A 13,863-nucleotide genomic window follows, 5' to 3' on the forward strand; every position below is an offset into this window, starting at 1 on the left:
CCGCGGCGACGGGCCTCGGTGTCGAGGACTCCATCACGCCGGGGTGTCGGCGGTTCTGCTTCGTGGTGAACGTGCTCCGAATGAGCGGGGGCCGGACGGACGCTCGCGCGCCCCGTCCGACCCCCGACTCAGGACGGGTGTCAAACGGAGGCGGGAGCCTCGTCGGTCGACTCGGCGGGCGCCTCGGCCTCGGCGACGGCCTCGTCGGCGGTCGCGAGCTCGGCGTCGGCGACCTTCTCGGTCTCGGCGCCGGCCTGCTCGGCGGGCTCCTGGACGTCGGAGTCGCTCGTCGCGGCGGCGTCGGTCGAGGCGGCGGAGTCGTCGCTCGTGGTGAGCAGCTCCTTCTCCCACTCGGCCAGCGGCTCGACGGCGGAGACGTTGCCCTCGGCCTCGGGCTTCTGGTGGCGCTGGATGAGGCCCTCGGCCGCGGCGTCGGCGACGATGCGGGTGAGCAGGCTCACCGAGCGGATCGCGTCGTCGTTGCCCGGGATCGGGTACTGGACCTCGTCCGGGTCGCAGTTCGTGTCGAGGATGCCGATGACCGGGATGCCCAGCTTCTTGGCCTCGTCGATCGCGAGGTGCTCCTTCTTGGTGTCGACGACCCACAGGGCCGACGGCGTCTTCGAGAGGTTGCGGATGCCGCCGAGCGACTTGTGCAGCTTGTCGAGCTCCCGCTTCTTGATGAGGAGCTCCTTCTTCGTGAAGCCGCTCTTCGAGGTGTCGTCGAAGTCGAGCTCCTCGAGCTCCTTCATGCGCGCGAGGCGCTTGGAGACCGTCTGGAAGTTGGTGAGGAGGCCACCGAGCCAGCGCTGGTTGACGTAGGGCTGGCCGACGCGGGTCGCCTGCTCGGAGATCGCGTTCTGCGCCTGCTTCTTCGTGCCGACGAAGAGGATGGTGCCGCCGTGGGCCACCGTCTCCTTGACGAAGTCGTAGGTCTTGTCGATGTAGGCCAGCGACTGCTGGAGGTCGATGATGTAGCTGCCCGAGCGCTCGGTCAGGATGAAGCGCTTCATCTTCGGGTTCCAGCGACGGGTCTGGTGCCCGAAGTGGACGCCGCTGTCGAGCAGCTGGCGCATGGTGACGACTGCCATGAGTCGTTCTCCTTCTCTGGGGCTCGGGCGCACGACGGCGCCGAACTCCCGTTCGGTTGTCTGCGACGGCCGGTCGGCACGTCGCCCTGGCGCCCGGCGCGCTCCCGCCCTCGTCGCGCTGGGCGACGGGGACCGTGGGGAGCGTTGGCCGAATGGGCGCGCGTAGTCACCCCGACGAGCGAGGTGCTCCGAGAAGACTAGCACCCGGAGGGCCCGCTCCCCCGTCGGCCCGAGCCGCGCGTCCGCTCCGCCCGCAGCCCATCTCCGGCCCGGACGACCGCCTCCGGCCCGTGGGGGCGACTCCGGCACGCGGAAACGCCTCCGGCTCGCAGAACCGCGCGGGTTCGGCGAGCCGGAGGCGTTCTCGCGAGCCAAAGCTCGGAGCGGGAGGCGTCGGCGCTACTTGCGCGCCGACTTCATCACGGTGCGGATGTGCAGCGTGTCCATCTCCTCAAGCGAGCGGCCCTTGGTCTCGGGCACGAACATGAAGACGAAGACGAACGAGATCGCCGCGAACGCCGCGTACAGGCCGTAGGCGAGGGTCAGCGAGACGTCCTGCGACAGGATCGGGAAGGTCACCGTGATCACGAAGTTCGCGATCCACTGGGCCGACGCCGCGAGTCCGAGGGCCGCCGCGCGGATCCGGTTGGGGAAGATCTCGCCGAGCAGGACCCACACCAGCGGGCCCCAGGTCGCGCCGAAGAAGACGACGAAGGCGTTCGCGGACACCAGGGCGATCGGGCCCCAGGCACCAGGGAGCGAGACGTCCTCGCCGCTGATCGTCGACTGGCTGAAGGCGATCGCCATCAGCGCGAGCGAGATCGCCATGCCGGCGGAGCCGACGAGCAGGAGGGGCTTCCGGCCGACCTTGTCCACCAGGAAGATCGCGACGAAGGTGACGACGACGTTGACCACCGAGGTGAAGACCGAGATCGCGAACGAGTTGGACTCGTCGAAGCCGACCGCGCTCCAGAGCGAGGTGGAGTAGTAGAAGATCACGTTGATGCCGACGAACTGCTGGAACACCGACAGCAGGATGCCGATCCAGACGATGGGCAGCAGGCCGAGCGCCGGCCCGCGCAGGCTCGAGCGCTTCGCGTTCTCGGCGTCCTCGTCGATCTTCTTCTGGATGTCGGCCAGCGCCTCGTCCACCTCGTCGCGCGGCGTCACCGTCGCGAGCACCTTGCGGGCGTCCTCCGAGCGGCCCCGCGTCGCGAGGTAGCGGGGGGACTCGGGCAGCGTCAGGGCGAGCAGTCCGTAGATGACGGCGGGCACGGCGCAGGCGATGAACATCCAGCGCCAGGCCGCGACGCCGAACCAGTACGGCTCGGAGGCGCCGTCGGCGCCGTTCGCGATCAGGGTGTCGGAGAGCAGGGCGGCGAAGATGCCGAGCGTGATCGCGAGCTGCTGCAGCGAGGCGAGCGCACCGCGGATCGCCTTCGGCGCGATCTCGGAGATGTAGGTGGGGGCGATCACCGAGGCGATGCCGATGCCCAGGCCGCCGACGACGCGCCAGAGGACGAGGTCCCAGACCGCGAACGCCGCGCCCGCTCCGATGGAGGAGACGAAGAAGAGTCCGGCGCCGAGCAGCATGACCTTGATGCGACCCCAGCGGTCGGCGAGGCGACCGGCGAGGTAGGCGCCGAGCGCGCAGCCGAGCAGGGCCGACGCGACGGCGAAGCCGATCAGTGCGGCCGAGAGGTCGAACTCCCCCTGCACCGCCTCGACGGCTCCGTTGACCACCGACGAGTCGAAGCCGAAGAGGAAGCCGCCGACCGCCGCCGCGATGGCGAGACCGATCACCTTCCTCTTCAGCTTCGCCGCCGAGGGGTTCGGGATGGTGTCAGATCGTCCGCTGGTCATGGTCGTCTCCGATTCTCGCCGCCGGTGGGTGCGGTGTCTCCGCGCCCGGTCCGGATCACAGGCACGTTACTCCCGCCTGCGAATGTCCCGGGGCGGCTTGCGCGGTGGGGTTGACCTCTCACTCCTCCCCAGCAGACCCTTCCGCCGCTTTCTCCCCTGATCGGGCCGCGGGTCGCCCACGGCGCTCGACGGGCGGCGAGGGTGGGCGCATGATCGCTCCTCTCCTCCTCCGCCCGGGCGTGTTCCTGGTGCTCGCCCTGCTCGCGCCGATGCTCTGGACACCGCCGGTCCACGGCTTCTCCGTCGTCGCGCCGTGGCGTGCACCGGCTCACCGCTACGCCGCGGGACATCGCGGGATCGACCTCGCCGCGGCACCCGGGTCGCCGGTCAGGGCCGTCGCGGACGGGCGGGTGTCCTTCGCCGGTCGCGTCGTCGACCGCGGCGTCGTCAGCATCGCGCACGCCGACGGGCTGGTGTCGAGCGTCGAGCCGGTCGAGCCTGCCGTCGCGGCGGGCCAGGAGGTGCGCGCCGGCGACGTCATCGGCACGGTGGGCGCGGGCGGGCACTGCGACGCAGCGTGCGTGCATCTCGGCGCCCGTGAGGACGGCGAGTACGTGAATCCGATGCGGTTCCTCGGCGGGATCCCCCGGGCGGTGCTGCTGCCGATGGACGGAGTGACCGGGGTGGCCGGGGCGGCCGCCGACTCAGGCGCGCGGGTGGGCGAGGCGGTAGGCCTCGCGGATCCGCTCGGTCGAGACGTGCGTGTAGATCTGGGTGGTGCCGAGGCTCGCGTGGCCGAGCATCTCCTGCACCGCGCGGAGGTCCGCTCCCCCGTCGAGCAGGTGCGTCGCGGCGGTGTGGCGGAGCGTGTGCGGGCCGGAGGGGCCCGAGCCCTGGCCGCCGTCGAGCAGCCGGGCGACCACCCCGTACACGGTGCGCGGGGTGAGGCGGGCGCCGCGGCGGCCGAGCAGGAGGGCGGGCGTGCTCGTGTCTGCGTCGCTCGTCCCGGCCTCATCGGTCCCGTTCGCCTTCGTGCCGGCCAGCAGCTGTGGGCGGGCCTTCTCCAGATAGGCGGTGAGCGCCTCCTTCGCCGGCACGCCGAAGGGCACGACGCGCTGCTTGCGCCCCTTGCCGGTGACGAGCACGGTGAGCCGGTCGAGGTCGAGGTCGCCGACGTCGATCGCGACCAGCTCCGAGACGCGGATGCCGGAGGCGTAGAGCAGCTCGATGATCGCCAGGTCGCGCAGCGCCACCGGGTCCTCGGTCGCCCCGCGCGCCTCGACCAGGTCGATCACGTGCTCGGTCTGCGGCTGCGTGAGCACTCGCGGGAGCGGTCGCCCGCCCTTCAGCGTGCGCAGGCGGGCGGCGACGTCGATCGGCAGGCGCTCGGAGCGCTGCGCCCACGAGGAGAAGGAGCGGACGGCCGCGGTGCGCCGGGCGAGCGTCGCGCGGGCGACGCCGGTCTGCGACTCGTGCCAGAGCCAGTCGCGCAGCAGCTCGAGGTCGAGCTGCGCGAGCATCGGCCGCCCCTTCTTCGCGGCGAAGTCGATCAGCGTGGAGAGGTCGCCGCGGTAGCCGCGAGCCGTCGCGGGTGAGAGCGAGCGCTCGTCGAGGACGTAGCGGAGGAAGTCCTCGACGGCCGCCGCGAGCGGCTCGCCCCGCGCGGGCTGCGCTGTCTCGGGAGTCTCAGCCATCGGTCCCGGGCATCCGCGACCACAGGTCGATGCGGCCCTGCTCGTCCAGGCCCTCGAGCCTCTCGATCAGGTCTGTGCCGAAGCGGGTGGCGATCGGCGCGGTCGTACTGGGTACGAGCGACGTGACGACGGTCTCCGGATGCACGTGGACGAGCGAGAAGCTCTGCGCCCCGTCGATCCCGGCGAGCTCGCGCTCCGGCGCGCCGAGGTCCATCGTGTAGCTGGTCGCGCCGGCGACGAGGACGGGGACGCCGGCGAAGGTCGCGGACGTCGGATAGTGCAGGTGACCGCCGAGGATCGCGCGCACGTCGGTGCCGCGGACCACCTCCTCGAGCTCGGCCATCCCGCGGAGCTCCAGCACGGTCATCGCGCCGAGCGGCGTCGGCAGCGGCGGGTGGTGCAGCGCGAGGATCGTGCCGAGCGGGGCGGGCGTCGCGAGCTCGGCGGCCAGCGCCTCCAGCTGCTCGCCGGTCAGCGCTCCGTGGTGGTACCCCGGCACCGCGCTGTCGAGCGCGATCAGGCGGAGTCCGGCGACGTCGACGACCTGGTCGATCGGGGCGCCGCCCGATGCGTCACCCGGCTCCTCGTCGAGCAGCGCGCGGCGGAACGCTCCGCGCTCGTCGTGGTTGCCCATCACCCAGACGATCGGGCAGTCGAACCGCGCCCCCACGGGGTCGAGCACGGACCGCACCCGCCGGTATGCGTCCTCCTCACCGCGGTCGGCGACGTCCCCGGTCACCACGATCGCGTCGAGGCGCCCCCCGCGCTCGACGAGCCGCGCGACGGCCTGCTCGAGCCGCGAGACGGTGTTGACGCGGCCGTAGAGCGGCGCCCCCTCCGCGAGGAGGTGGGTGTCGCTGAGGTGCGCGATCACCCGGTCGGCGGCCCGGAAGTGCCCGAGCTGTGGATGCTCCGGGTGCGGATGCTCCGGCTGCGTCCTCGTCGTCGTCTCGTCACCCATGCGGCTCCCCTCGCTGCTTGATCGACAGCGTAGGGCGCACCGCCGACAGCGCCGCGGCGGCTCGGCGACCGGCGGCCCACCGCGAGGGCGGAGCACGCTCGGCGTCTCCCTCTCCGCCATCGGGAACCCCGCCTCCTCAGGGGGTGAGCCGCCACCGCCCCTCCGCGTCGCGGTGCACGAGACCGTTCGCGAGGCACGTCCCGAGCACGTCGAGCGTCTCGGTGACGGACAACCCGGAGCGCCGCGCGAGTACCTCCGTCTCCTGCCGCCCCTCCCCGCGGAGGACGTCGAGCATCCGGCGAACGGCCTCGGACACCACTGGCGGGGACGCGAGCGCCTCCGACATGCCGAGCAGTTCCACGACCTCCTCCGCGGAGGTCACGCACGTCGCGGCGTACTCCCGGAGGAGTCGGTGGCAGCCCGCCGAGGACGCGCTCGTCACCGGACCGGGCACGGCACCGAGAGGACGCCCGAGCGCCGCGGCATGCCCGGCGGTGTTCAGCGAGCCGGAGCGGGCACCCGCCTCCACGACGACCGTCGCCGCCGTCGACGCGGCGATCAGCCGGTTGCGCTGCAGGAAGCGCCAGCGCGTCGGCGTGGTGCCCGGCGGGACCTCCGTCACGACAGAGCAGCCGGGCGTGGCGATGACGCGGTGCAGGAGGTCGGTGTGCGCCGTCGGGTACAGCCGGTCCGAGCCGCCGGCCAGGAAGGCGACGGTGCGCCCGCCCGCACCGAGAGCGGCCTTGTGCGCGACGGCGTCGATGCCGAAGGCGGCGCCCGAGACGATGAGGACGCCGCGCTCGGCGGTGCCGGCGGCGAGGTCCGCGGCGACGTGCTCGCCGTAGCCGGTCGCCGCTCGGGCGCCCACGACGGCCAGCCGAAGCGGCGCGGCCAGGGCGAGCGGATCGCCGCGACTCCAGAGGACGAAGGGCGCGTGCTCCCCCAGATCGTTCACCGGCACGGGCCAGCCGTCACCGCCCGGCAGCAGCAGCCGCGCGTCGAGCCGGTGCGCGATCTCCAGGCGGCGACGCAGCAGAGCGCGGTCCACGCGCGGACGCCAGCGAGCGAGACCGGCGGCGAGGACCCTCGTCCCGTCCCGCGGGTCGGCGTCCTCGCTCCCGCTGTCGTCTCCGGATCCTCCAGGACAGCTCGACGGTCCGAGTTCTGCCGACGCGGCGTCCTCGGGAGACGTGCGATCGAGTGCGCGGGCCTCCGCGTCCGCCACCTCCGCGAGGATCGCTCCCGCCGAGGCCGTCCCGACCACCTGCGCCAGCGCGCCGCCGGCTCCCAGGCGCTCGATCAGCGTGCCCGCGACCGCGTCGCCCGGCTCCGCGAGCGAGGACCAGGCGGCGCGCGCGAGCGCCTCCACCGGATCCGACTCGCTGTCGTCCGGGAGGAGCTGCCGCACGAGTCTCGTCTCGGTCCGGTCGAAGAGCTCGGCGACGGCCGTCACGACGCACCTCCCCGGAGGACCAGGGCCCGAGCGAGGTGCCCCGCGGTCGGGCGCTCGACCTCGTCGAGGTCGGCCAGGGTCCAGGCGAGGCGCAGCACGCGGTCGTAGCCGCGCATCGTCACGAGTCCGCGCTCCAGGGCTCGGTCCAGAGCGCTCGACTCCTCGGCCGTCGGACGCTGCGGGCTCGCACGGAGCCACGCGCCGGACACCTCCGCGTTCGTGGACCACGGGGTGCGCGCCAGTCGCGAGCGGGCGCGGGCGCGGGCGGCCACCACCAGCGCTCGAGCCTGTGCCGTCGAGAGCCCCGGCTCGTCGCGGCGGACGACGAGCTGCGCCGCTCCGATGCGCCGGACCGACAGCCGGATGTCGACGCGGTCGAGCAGCGGTCCGCTCAGTCGCGCCAGGTAGCGGCGCCGCACCGGCGGCGAGCACGTGCACACCTCACCCCGGATGCCGTGCCGCCCACAGGGGCACGGATTCGCCGCGAGGACGAGCTGCACCCGCGCCGGGAACTCCGCTACCGCGTTCGCGCGATGGATGCGGATCACCCCAGACTCGAGCGGCTGCCTCAGTGCGTCGAGGGCGACGGCGGAGAACTCCGGCGCCTCGTCGAGGAACAGCACTCCCCTGGTGGCGCGCGCGACGGCTCCCGGCCGGATCCTGCCGCTCCCGCCGCCGACGATCGCTGCGGCGGAGGCGGAGTGGTGCGGGCTCTCGAACGGCGGGCGACGCACCAGTCTGCCGCCGGTGTCCTCGCCGACGAGCGAGCGCATGCACGTCGCCTCGAGCGCGGCCTCGTCGTCCAGATCGGGCAGGATCCCCGGCAGGCGCGAGGCGAGCATCGTCTTCCCCGCCCCGGGTGGACCGAGCAGGAACACGTGGTGGCCGCCGGCGGCTGCCGCGACCATCGCCGAGGCCGCCTCCTCGTTGCCGATCACGTCCGCGAAGTCGAGCTGCGACACCGGTACCCGCGCCGCAGGAGGCGGCGCCGAGCGCTCGGGCAGGACCGGCACCTCCCAGTCCGCGCCGTGCCAGACCGCCGCTGCGGCGAGGGAGGAGACGGCGATGACGTCCACTCCCTCGACCAGCTCCGCCTCGAGCCGGTCGTCGATGGGCACCATCACTCGGCGCCGGCCGGCCCGGACCGCGGCGAGGACCGCCGGCAGCACGCCCGGCACCGAGCGCAGCCGTCCGTCGAGCCCGAGCTCGCCGATGTGCACGACCGCGGCGACGGACTCCCGGTTCACCTCCCCCAGCGCCGCCAGCGCCGCGAGCCCGATCGCCAGATCGAACGCGGACCCGTGCTTGGGCATCGCCGCCGGCGACAGGTTCACCGTCATCTTGTACTCCGCGATCCCGCTGCCCGAGTTGATCGCCGCGGACCGCACCCGCTCCTTCGCCTGCGACAGCGCCGCATCCGGCAACCCGATGATCACCATGCCCGGATGACCGTCCGCCGAATGCGCCTCCACCCCCACCAAAGCCCCGGTGAAGCCGACCAGACCGACCGCGGACGTCCGACCCAGCCCCATCACGCCACCGCCCGCACATGACGCACCTGCGACGGCACCCCGTTCGGCGCCACGATCGCGACCGCGTCGATCCGCAGATGCCACGAGCGCTCATCGTGCTCCCGCGCCCACGCATACGCCAGCCGCCGCAACCGCTGCGCCTTCACCCGCGTGATCGCCTCGATCGGCAGCCCGAACCGCGTCGAGGACCGCGTCTTCACCTCCACCACCACCAGCGCCGCACCCTCACGCGCGACGATGTCCAACTCCCCCTCCCGCACCCGCCAATTGCGGTCCAGGATCTCGAAACCCCGCTCCCGCAGATGCGCCGCAGCAATCTCCTCGCCGCGCCGGCCCAACTCGTCCTTGTCCATGCAGAACCTCCCGGGACAGACCCTGACGAACCGCGCGCAGTGCAGGGCACAGCGGGGCAACTTCGGGGGAGACGATTGCCAAGCTGGGCATTGTGGAGGAGCGTCCTCGTCGCGCCTGCGTATTCGTGTCGAGCGCACCGCTCCTGAAGCTCAGCGCCAGAGCGTTCCGGTTCGCCGGGATGGCCACCACGCTCACTTCGAGCAGCTCGTTGTCCTTGAGCACAGGCACGTCGTTCTCGAACTCCATGGTGTGAGGGATGAATCCTTCGGAGACGGTGCGCAGCGTGCCGGCCTTGACCTGGCGGTAGATGAGGTCAGCCTTCGGGTTGATCTCGGCCGTGTCGAACTGGGCAGTCAGCAGTGACTTGCCGCTCTGGTCGAGCTGGATGTCGACGGCGGTGCCGAGGATGTTCTCAGGCTCAGACGGGTCGTGCCCCCAGAGAACGACGGGGTTGTTCTTGTAGTGAGCGACGTCCCAGGGCTTCTGGTCGACCTTCTCGCCGTAGCGGTCCACTGAGTCGTCGCTGAACACGAAAGTGACTGTCCGCTTCTCGGCGTCCACGGACTTGAGGTTGATGTTGAACAGCTTGTTGATCTTCTTGTTCAGTTGAGTCTTCATGTCTGCCACTACTTATAAGGAAGTGGCAGTGTGATTGCAATAGCTACGTCGCTGTAGCGTCCGGCTCACCCTGGGGAGCAAGCTGCCCGTTCGCCCCAAGGGCCATCTTCCGTGCACGAGATCGCCGTAAGACCCGATGAGTAGACACGTCTTTCGCCCATTGTCGCCCGAGGCTGTCCTTGAACTGCGCACCCATCATGAATGCGCCATATGGGTGAGGCAAAATCACTTCATCAGTCTCACCAGGTGCCAGGTCTTTGAGCTCAACGAAGCCGTGGGTCGGTTTAAGGTGGCGGAATTGCCGAAGGAGCTGCCACATCCCGAATCTGCTGACTGCACCTATCCTGACGGCGTCTCTGAGTTGGGCTTTCAAAACAGCCATATGTGCTGCCTGGACTCGTCTTGCTTCGACGACGTCCGCTGATTCAGCGTTGAACATCACGCTTACCGAAGTGACCGGCAGCTGAGAGTTGTTTCGAACACGGATGATCCGGTCCGCCCACGGTTCATTCGTCACGAAGTTGTATTCGACTCCTATCAGGGACGCCTGCGCTTCGAGCTGCCGGCGTCGGTCGTGGCGGAACGTTTGAACGGCCACGACGACCGCAGCAAAGGTGAGGAGGCCCGTAACCCAGTCAGCAGTCGACCCCCAGTCCCACTGCCGCATGTCTGACGTACCAGTCAGCCACTCGGAGAACCCGCCCCAGATCTCGTCCATGCGCTCACCGTAGTGGAACTAGACGACCCTCCATGCCCCTTGGAACGCCTGGAGCCTGACGGCCGAGCCGGATGGGAGCGAGTACGTGTTGGCCGTCGTGACGTTGCCGATCAGCTCGGTCCCGTTGGCCTTCAAGGTGGCGGCAGCGGCGTTGACGTTGACGAACTGGTAGATGCGGCCCTGACAGGTGGAGAGGGCATGGAGCGTCCGCGTGGCAGTGGTGCTGAGCTCGAGGGCGTAGTGCGTGGCGTCGAGGGTGGTGGCAGCGTTCCGCTGCGCCACAGGCGAAGCGAGAGCGCCAGTCAGGACGGTGAGCGGCAGGGTGGCGGTCCCGGTGAAGGTCGGAGATGCGAGGGGCGTCGCTGACGAGGTGGTGTACGGACTAGCCAGAGTTCCGAATCCAGTCATTGTCGTGTTGACACCAGCAGCAATTCTTCCGGTGACATCTGAGATAAAGCTATCCGGGTACGCAGACACGTTCTGAATGCGCAGAATAGTGCCACCGTTAGCTGTGGAGATTGCCCGTAGCTCTTGAAGGTTCCAGTGAAGTCGGACGCAACAACGCATTTGACGCTCATTGCAATCGCTCGAACTGCTGCTGAAGGCCCCGCACTAGAGCTCGGAGGTACTACCAGGCGAGCGAATTGGAATCCGGTCACCTGAGACGGTGCAGAGATCGAACCCCGGAGCCGGAAAGCACCCGCTGTATTCTTAGTTGGTAGTCCGTCGGGTAGTGCCATGTAATAGTGATCTTGTTTATATAGATCCTCATGTGCGGCACAAGGACTGATATGACAACCCTAGACCCGACGTCCATTGAACCAACCGCTGCCCCGCCGCAAGCGGCCGTTGAAGCCTCTCTTCCAAGAGTTTCCAGACGAGTCCGAGAAGTAGAGGTTTGCACTGAATTTTGCGTCCAATGGCATATGTATCCACAAGCGGTGTTCCAGTCCGGACTCAATCGGAGCGAACTTGATCAAGTTAACGGATGAACGCTCTAAGCTGTAGCTATCCGTACTAAGGTCGATCGACGACTCGTCGACTTCAACTTCATGTGAGGAAAACGTAAGATTATCTCTGCGGCCCGGGTTTCCTACTACAACACGAAGTACAACCTTCTCCATGGTGCGGCCGGTGAAGTTTCCTACAAGGAGAGTAAAGATCTTCTGGCTATTATTATAGCTTGTCCTAGGCTCCCAAGGATGCTTAGGCAAGAGCTTCATGGCACTGACGAACCTAGTCGCCTCTGACTGGAGGTTCGAACGTCTAATGTACAGGAAATTGACGACTCCACCAACAAACGCTAGACCGGCGGTAATACCCGCGACCCAGTCCCCCATGTTCCCAAGTTCAAGTGTCCCGAGCAGTTTGCCCAAGCCACTCAGATATTCGTCCATGCGGGAAACCTAGCGGACACGCACAGGTAGCAACGTGCATCGGCACTGAGGGTGCAATGGAGCGCCGGCCACGTCGTCGTAGTCGTGGTTGTAGCTGTACGTCGTCTCCTCCCCCTTCCGGTTCGTCCCTTCCTCGGTCTGCACGTCTCCCTTCGAGTAGAAGTTCTCCACCAGCCCGATCACTCGTCCGTGCATCGGTCCGCAGAACTTGCAGACCCGCTCGTCCTAGGCGGTGTACCACTCCTTCCCACTCACGACGCCGCTCTGGCACCACGCCTGCACGTCGGCGTAGCTCTGCGCCCGAGCGATCTCGGTCTGTGCGATCAGGTCAGCACGGAGTGTGGCAGCGAGCCCCATGACCGCTTCGATGCGGGCCTGGAGCTGGTGGCTGCTCTCCCCTGCGTTGACGCCTTCGGTCAGCGTCGCCCTGAGCTGCTTCTCCGTCTCGTCGTTCACGTCGACAGCGACCCTCGTGGTGCGCTGCTGGTACCAGGTGGTGGTTGCCTCGCTGTAGGGGTCGTACCCACTCGGCTGCATGCCGATCTGTTGCATGGCGTCCAAGCCGGTCTCGATGATTACGGCGAGCAGAGCGGGCTCCACGGCACGCTTCACGGCTGCGTCGGCCTGCTCCCAGTTGAGGAGCGAATCGACGCAGTCCTTCGTGCGTCCGCCGATGGAACGCTGCACGCTGGCGACACTGGCCAGCACCTCGTCACCCTGACGGTTGAACTCGCCCCGGATGGCGGTCAGCAGCGTCGACTCGTAGCCGACTGCCTTGCGGGTGTAGAGCTGTGCCTTCGATTCGCCCAGCTCGTCCTGCGTCACTGCCTTGGTTTTGGGACGCTCTTCTTACCCTCGACAGGCTTGGCGTCGTCGTCGACTGGTTCTTCCTCCACGGCTGGCTCCGCCGGCTTCGCCGGGTTCAAGACACGGTCGAGGGTGGTCGAGGTGATCGGGACCACGATCTGCGCACCGAGGCCGTCTGGAAGCGGCTCCTGGCCGTACAGCTCACGGGTCTCGTCGATCGTGCGCCAGGTGTTCGTGCAGGCCTGGGCCTCCTTGATCTTCGCTTCAACGTCCTCAGGGATCGGAGACACGTAGTAGAGCTCGAGCGTGCGGTCGTACTTCTTGACGAGTTGCGTGTTCCACATGGCGATCTCGTCGTCGAGGCGAGGGAGCACGTTGAGCAGGATGTGCAGGTAGATGGCGGCATCCATGTTGGCCCGGTTGAAGTCGGTCGTCATGCCCAGCATCGACGGTGACACGGAGAAGATGGCGAGGATCTCGTCACGGGTGAACTCACGGGACGCTAGGAAGTCGAGGTCTTGGTGGGTGAGCATTTACGGCTTGACGTCGCCGTTCTCGACGACGAGCGACTTGAACGCCCCGTCAGCCGTGTACCGCTCGTCCATCTGCTGCTTGAGACGCTCGTAGACAGCAGGGTCGATGTTCTCGCCCTGGAGGTTGAACACCAGGCCGGGACGAGCGTTGTTGCTGAACGTCCGACGGTTCCAGCTCTGCATCTGCTGCTCGGAGTCGATGGCTGAGGAAGCGGCGCTGATGATCGACTGGCCCTGGTAGGTGTTCTCAGGGTCCGGGTTGTGGGCACGGATGACCTGGCCGATCTTGTACTCCGACTGGCCGTAGTTGATCAGGCTGTCGGAGAAGCGCTCCTTGCCGAGCTTGAACTGCACGACATGAGACGGCAGCAACTCCAGCGCATCAGGGAGCGTCTTCACCCCGTCCTTCATCTCGAAGGGCTCGCCGTTCTTGCGCATCAGCATGAACGTCTCGCCGGTGAGGTTGAGGTAGGTGTGGTTTAGCTCACGGAGCTTCTTGCCGTTGAGCGCCACGTACGGGTCGTCGAGGAGGTTGAGGATCTCGTGTTCCGAGATCTCCTCGTACTCGATCTTGCCCTTGACCTTTTTGATGCGGCGTAGCTTCAGCGGCACCGACGAGGTCGGGGTAACGATGGCACGGTTAGCGGTGCGGACCCAGCCGATGTTGGTCCGAAGCTGCTCAGGCTTCGTCTCGTAGGTCGTGAGTGGAACACCGGTCGCCATGTCGAGCATGGAGAGCGGCGGAATAAACTCCTTCGACGAGAGTGCTTGAGCGAGCTTGTTGCGGAGTTTCGATACTCTGTTTGGCATGTAGTGCGTTGCTTATGTGCTTCTGCAGCCCA

Annotated in this window: 12 protein-coding genes and 2 pseudogenes; 1 reads left to right on the forward strand and 13 read right to left on the reverse strand. The window is 68.3% G+C overall.

The window, feature by feature from the left end:
• Positions 1-140: 140 nt before the first annotated feature.
• Together rpsB and HQQ82_RS02565 are read right to left on the reverse strand one after the other, a co-directional pair.
• Entirely contained in the window at positions 141-1,091 is a 951-nt protein-coding gene (gene rpsB, locus HQQ82_RS02560; protein ID WP_173231513.1) for a 30S ribosomal protein S2, read from the reverse strand.
• Between the two features lie 399 nt (positions 1,092-1,490).
• Positions 1,491-2,954 (reverse strand): sugar porter family MFS transporter, encoded by a 1,464-nt coding sequence (locus HQQ82_RS02565; RefSeq protein ID WP_173231514.1) that lies wholly within the window; start codon positions 2,952-2,954, stop codon positions 1,491-1,493.
• Positions 2,955-3,223: 269 nt separating this feature from the next.
• Between HQQ82_RS02565 and HQQ82_RS19715 the strand changes: the two are divergent.
• Positions 3,224-3,565 (forward strand): annotated as a pseudogene (locus tag HQQ82_RS19715) (murein hydrolase activator EnvC); the annotation flags it as partial.
• Between the two features lie 93 nt (positions 3,566-3,658).
• Here HQQ82_RS19715 and HQQ82_RS02575 read toward each other — a convergent pair.
• The 11 genes and pseudogenes from HQQ82_RS02575 to HQQ82_RS19725 all read right to left on the reverse strand — a co-directional run bounded on the left by HQQ82_RS02575 (position 3,659) and on the right by HQQ82_RS19725 (position 13,831).
• Positions 3,659-4,648, reverse strand: a complete 990-nt coding sequence (locus tag HQQ82_RS02575) for a tyrosine recombinase XerC (protein WP_173231515.1) — start codon at positions 4,646-4,648, stop codon at positions 3,659-3,661.
• Positions 4,641-5,609, reverse strand: a complete 969-nt coding sequence (locus HQQ82_RS02580; protein WP_173231516.1) for a phosphodiesterase — start codon at positions 5,607-5,609, stop codon at positions 4,641-4,643. The genes HQQ82_RS02575 and HQQ82_RS02580 overlap by 8 nt, the downstream gene beginning before the upstream one ends.
• 136 nt (positions 5,610-5,745) lie before the next feature.
• Positions 5,746-7,062 carry a DNA-processing protein DprA gene (dprA, locus tag HQQ82_RS02585; protein WP_367947781.1) on the reverse strand — a complete coding sequence of 439 codons (1,317 nt, stop codon included), beginning with the start codon at positions 7,060-7,062 and terminating at the stop codon, positions 5,746-5,748.
• A complete protein-coding gene (locus HQQ82_RS02590) occupies positions 7,059-8,594 on the reverse strand; it encodes a YifB family Mg chelatase-like AAA ATPase (protein ID WP_173231517.1) in 1,536 nt (511 codons plus the stop codon). The genes dprA and HQQ82_RS02590 overlap by 4 nt, the downstream gene beginning before the upstream one ends.
• On the reverse strand, positions 8,594-8,932 hold the full coding sequence (locus HQQ82_RS02595; protein WP_254071233.1) for a YraN family protein: 339 nt from the start codon (positions 8,930-8,932) through the stop codon (positions 8,594-8,596). Before HQQ82_RS02595 ends, HQQ82_RS02590 begins: the two co-directional genes overlap by 1 nt.
• Complete coding sequence (locus HQQ82_RS19720; RefSeq protein ID WP_254071166.1) at positions 8,820-9,566, reverse strand: HK97 family phage prohead protease; 747 nt, start codon at positions 9,564-9,566, stop codon at positions 8,820-8,822. Before HQQ82_RS19720 ends, HQQ82_RS02595 begins: the two co-directional genes overlap by 113 nt.
• 43 nt (positions 9,567-9,609) lie before the next feature.
• Positions 9,610-10,284 carry a hypothetical protein gene (locus HQQ82_RS02600; RefSeq protein WP_173231519.1) on the reverse strand — a complete coding sequence of 225 codons (675 nt, stop codon included), beginning with the start codon at positions 10,282-10,284 and terminating at the stop codon, positions 9,610-9,612.
• An 18-nt stretch (positions 10,285-10,302) separates the two neighbouring features.
• Complete coding sequence (locus tag HQQ82_RS02605; protein WP_173231520.1) at positions 10,303-10,566, reverse strand: hypothetical protein; 264 nt, start codon at positions 10,564-10,566, stop codon at positions 10,303-10,305.
• A gap of 518 nt (positions 10,567-11,084) precedes the next feature.
• Complete coding sequence (locus tag HQQ82_RS02610; RefSeq protein ID WP_173231521.1) at positions 11,085-11,681, reverse strand: hypothetical protein; 597 nt, start codon at positions 11,679-11,681, stop codon at positions 11,085-11,087.
• Between the two features lie 225 nt (positions 11,682-11,906).
• Entirely contained in the window at positions 11,907-12,506 is a 600-nt protein-coding gene (locus HQQ82_RS02615; protein ID WP_173231522.1) for a hypothetical protein, read from the reverse strand.
• Positions 12,503-13,831: pseudogene (locus tag HQQ82_RS19725) on the reverse strand (phage portal protein). The gene HQQ82_RS02615 and the pseudogene HQQ82_RS19725 overlap by 4 nt, the downstream one beginning before the upstream one ends.
• Positions 13,832-13,863 lie beyond the last annotated feature (32 nt).

It is taken from the genome of Rathayibacter sp. VKM Ac-2856 (assembly GCF_013205055.1).
GTDB lineage: Bacteria > Actinomycetota > Actinomycetes > Actinomycetales > Microbacteriaceae > Rathayibacter.